The organism is Pseudomonas sp. 34 E 7 (assembly GCF_900005715.1).
Lineage (GTDB): Bacteria > Pseudomonadota > Gammaproteobacteria > Pseudomonadales > Pseudomonadaceae > Aquipseudomonas > Aquipseudomonas orientalis_A.
Window position 1 is genome coordinate 63,528 of sequence record NZ_CVTX01000142.1, and the last position, 3,710, is coordinate 67,237.

The following is a 3,710-nucleotide window of genomic DNA, read 5'->3' on the forward strand; positions in this document are numbered from 1 at the left end:
GAGTGGTGGGGCAAGAGCGTTTTGCTTACTTTTGCGCTTTTCAAAAGTGAGCCGCCGTAAGGGCGGAACCCTAAGTGGCCGTTACCGCAGAAACAGATATGTACTCGGCCTAATCCAACATCCTGGTCGGCCCAGAGGCCGCCATCGGGGGCAAGCCCCCTCCCACATTTGGACCGGGATCGACACCAACATCCTGGTCGGTCCTGAGGCCGCCATCGGGGGCAAGCCCCCTCCCACATTTGGACCGGGATCGACACCAACATCCTGGTCGGCCCAGAGGCCGCCATCGGGGGCAAGCCCCCTCCCACATTGGACCGGGATCGACACCAACATCCTGGTCGGCCCAGAGGCCACCATCGGGAGCTAGCTCGCTCGCCACATGTCGGTGTCATATCAAAGCTGTGTAGATACCTATGCCCCAATGGGGCCAGAAGCTTCACAGCAAATACCCAGGCGAAAAAAAGCCCCGCATTCAGCGAGGCTCTTTTCAACTCATCAGGCCAATCAGCTACCTTTGACAGCCTTACCGTCAACAGTGCCATCCTGCAACATGATGTTGTATTCCTTGCCATCCGTTTCAACCTGACGCAAGGCAACCAGAATGCCGCCCTGGTCTTTGGCAAACCACATCTGCGTGATGCGCTTGCTCTGGGAAGGGTCACGCACGCGTTCAACCTTGATCGCGTCGATGGCGCCGACCTTGGTCTGGACCTTTTCCGGGCCGATGACGCGGAAATCGTAGGTGTCGACGTCAGTGCCTTCGGCCACTCGGTAGCTCATGCTTTTCTTGCCGGCCGCCACATCGCGCTGAAGCGCGAGTTGATAGGTGGACTTGTCGAGCATGCCGCTTTCGAGGGTGACGTTAACCGGGTCCTTGTTTTCAAAGCCGGTGATTTTCTTGGTTGCCTGGTCGAAATCCAGGTTGATCTTCTTCGCTTTGCCCAGGCCGCCGCGCTCGAAGCTGTAGCTCTTGGGTTGCAGGGTGTCCTTGTCGAACACGATCACGCTGGTTTCGGTCAGGCTGGCAATCATCATCGAGGCCTTGAAGTTCAAGGTCCACGTGCCGTCGCCGTTTTTGGTCAGGCTGCGTTCAGCCGAACCACTCATGGGCAGTTGCTTCCAGTCGGCGGTGTAGCTGACGGAGAAGGGGTGAAGGTCTGCCGCTTGCACGGCAGGCAGAGCGAACAGCGCAAAAGCGAAAAGCAGGGCGCGACGCATAAAATCTCCTAGGTTCGAATCAAGTGGCCGCTGGCCGCGAGTAACTGACCGTCCAATAATGCTCCCTGTTCACCAAGAATCAACCGACCCTCGACAAACCAGCGAACGGCCAGCGGGTAAATCCTGTGTTCCTGGGTGTGAACCCGTTGCGCAAGCGTCTGCGCCGAGTCGCCTGACTCTACCGGAACCACTGCCTGTACGACCAGAGGCCCGCCATCGAGTTCCTCGGTGACAAAGTGCACGGTGCAGCCATGCTCGCTGTCACCGGCATCGAGGGCGCGCTGATGGGTGTGCATGCCTTTGTACTTGGGCAGCAGGGACGGGTGGATATTGAGCAGGCGCCCTTCGTAATGGCGCACGAAATCGGCGCTGAGAATGCGCATGAAGCCGGCGAGCACCACCAGCTTGGGCTCGAAGGCGTCGATCAGTTCGATCAAGGCCTGGTCGAAGGCCTCGCGACCTTCGAACGCCTTGTGATCCAGCGAGCGGGTCTGGATACCCGCGTCCCTGGCACGTTGCAGGCCATAGGCGTCGCTGCGGTTGGAAATCACCGCAGCGATGCGCACCGGACTGTCGCCGGTCAGTGTGCTGTCGATCAGCGCCTGCAAGTTACTGCCGGTACCGGAAAGCAGCACCACGACATCACCTGTCGTGGGCATCCGCGCTTGCATCAATGGGCCTTGAGGTTCTTCAGTTCAACCTGGGCTGCGCCTTCGGCAGCCGTGGCGATCTGGCCGATGACCCAAGGTTGTTCGCCGGCTTCACGCAATACGTTCAGCGCGGTTTCAACGTGTTCCTGGGCCACGCAGATGACCATGCCCACGCCGCAGTTGAGCACGCGGTGCATCTCGGTTTCGTTGACGTTGCCTTTCTCTTGCAGCCAGTCGAAGACTGCAGGGCGCTGCCAGCTGGCCACGTCGACAATCGCCTGGGCGCCTTTTGGCAGTACGCGTGGGATGTTGTCCAGCAAGCCGCCGCCGGTGATGTGGGCCATGGCCTTGACGGCGCCGGTGTCCTTGATCAGCTTGAGCAGTGGCTTGACGTAAATGCGCGTCGGGGCCATCAGCAGGTCGGTCAGTGGCTTGCCGTCGAGCTGGATGTTCTCGATGTCGGCGCCGGACACTTCGATGATCTTGCGGATCAGCGAGTAGCCGTTGGAGTGCGGGCCGGAGGATGGCAGGGCAAGCAACGCGTCGCCGGCAGCCACTTTGGAGCCGTCGATGATCTCGGCTTTTTCCACCACGCCGACGCAGAAGCCTGCCAGGTCGTAGTCTTCGCCTTCGTACATGCCTGGCATTTCAGCGGTTTCGCCGCCCACCAGGGAGCAACCCGACAGTTCGCAGCCGGCGCCGATGCCGGTGACCACCTGGGTCGCGGTCTCGACATTGAGCTTGCCGGTGGCGTAGTAGTCGAGGAAGAACAGCGGCTCGGCGCCGCATACCACCAAGTCGTTGACGCACATGGCAACCAGGTCGATGCCGATGCTGTCGTGCTTGTTCAGGTTCAGGGCAAGGCGCAGCTTGGTACCCACGCCGTCGGTGCCGGAGACCAGTACAGGCTGCTTGTAGCCGGCCGGGATTTCGCAGAGGGCGCCAAAACCGCCCAGGCCGCCCATGACTTCGGGGCGCGCAGTGCGCTTGGCGACGCTCTTGATGCGTTCGACCAATGCTTCACCGGCGTCGATGTCTACACCGGCGTCCTTGTAGCTCAGGGAGGGTTGCTTGCTCATGATCCAGGCCTTTAGGGGGGATTCAGGGGTAACGACCGAGCGGGCAGGCGCTTTTGGTAAAAGGCCCAGCCGTTGACGGTCTGCGAAGGCGCGCGATTTTATCAGGCTTGAGGGGCAGCGGCCATCCTCGGGCCGACGGGCAGGGCATATGAGCTTAAAAAATACGGAATCGGCGCGGTAATGCAGCGTATTAAGGTATAGCCTTGAACCCGCTATCGTTATGACAGTATGAAAACTTGCCGAGACCCGTGAATGTTTTACCGGTCGCTGTGTCACAGCTTTGCCAAACCGAGATCACGCGGTCTGTTCCAGCCGCTAAATTTGTCGTTCGGGAATCTTCCATGCGTCTGTGTAAATTCTTTTTTGTAGGCTTCTTGTCATTGGTCAGCCTGGCGAGTCATGCCGAAACCCTCAATGGCCTCTATCAAGTCCTCGAACCGGTCAGCAGCCAGTCGCCCCAAGAGCGCGACCAGGCCACCCAGCGCGCCGTGCAGACCCTGGTCATCCGCCTGACCGGCGATGCCAAAGCGGCCGAAGGCCCGGGCCTGGCGGCGATCCGCAAGGACCCGCAGCAAATCATCAGCCAATACGGATACGACGCCGGCCCGCCGGAAAGCCTGCAAGTGGATTTCGACCCGGTCAGCACCGATCGCGCCTTGCGTGACGCCGGGTTGGCGATCTGGGGCAGCAATCGACCTTCGATCCTCGGCTGGTGGCTGAACGACTCGACCGACGGCAGCAGCCTGGTCGGCGACGGCCAGGC

Annotated in this window: 4 protein-coding genes; 1 reads left to right on the forward strand and 3 read right to left on the reverse strand. The window is 60.5% G+C overall.

The features are described from left to right. Window positions 1-504: 504 nt before the first annotated feature. Genes BFP96_RS14440 through purM form a run of 3 tightly spaced genes read right to left on the reverse strand, consistent with a single transcriptional unit; the run spans window position 505 to window position 2,947 of the window. Complete coding sequence (locus BFP96_RS14440) at window positions 505-1,218, reverse strand: DUF3108 domain-containing protein (RefSeq protein ID WP_065884494.1); 714 nt, start codon at window positions 1,216-1,218, stop codon at window positions 505-507. 8 nt (window positions 1,219-1,226) lie between these two features. Next, a complete protein-coding gene (gene purN, locus BFP96_RS14445; RefSeq protein WP_065896272.1) occupies window positions 1,227-1,877 on the reverse strand; it encodes a phosphoribosylglycinamide formyltransferase in 651 nt (216 codons plus the stop codon). 11 nt (window positions 1,878-1,888) lie between these two features. Next, window positions 1,889-2,947, reverse strand: coding sequence for a phosphoribosylformylglycinamidine cyclo-ligase (purM, locus tag BFP96_RS14450; RefSeq protein ID WP_014719398.1), 1,059 nt, complete (start codon window positions 2,945-2,947; stop codon window positions 1,889-1,891). A gap of 341 nt (window positions 2,948-3,288) precedes the next feature. Between purM and BFP96_RS14455 the strand changes: the two genes are divergently transcribed. Continuing rightward, on the forward strand, window positions 3,289-3,710 hold a 422-nt coding region (locus tag BFP96_RS14455; protein WP_139113403.1), incomplete at its 3' end, for a DUF2066 domain-containing protein.